The sequence below is a fragment of the Pseudomonas sp. HY2-MNA-CIBAN-0224 genome, assembly GCF_040310285.1.
Taxonomy (GTDB): domain Bacteria; phylum Pseudomonadota; class Gammaproteobacteria; order Pseudomonadales; family Pseudomonadaceae; genus Aquipseudomonas; species Aquipseudomonas helleri.
In genome coordinates this window covers 1-239 of record NZ_JBEOPQ010000869.1, presented here as the reverse complement: position 1 = coordinate 239, position 239 = coordinate 1, and the positions used below count along the sequence as shown (strand labels likewise).

General features: G+C 33.1%; 1 protein-coding gene. It reads left to right on the top strand.

Going from position 1 to position 239, the window contains the following annotated elements; all coding sequences use genetic code 11:
* Positions 1-33: 33 nt before the first annotated feature.
* The coding region (locus AAEZ03_RS28745; RefSeq protein WP_350583402.1) for a hypothetical protein at positions 34-239 on the top strand (206 nt) is incomplete at its 3' end.

The following is a 239-nucleotide window of genomic DNA, read 5'->3' as shown; positions in this document are numbered from 1 at the left end:
ACGTAATTAGGACTAAAAACTTTCAATCTAGAAATGAATAAAAAGTGGCCTGATAAAAATGTTAGTGAAGAGAAGTCATTTATGATCGCCTCAAAAAATATCTATAAAGTTGTCGTTATACTATTTATAGCTATATATACAACTGCCTGCCAAGAAGAAGGGCAAAACAATAAAGTCTATGAGACGGTATGTGTTGATGCAGATACCTCGATTAAAGGCGATGTAACAGACAATGGTAT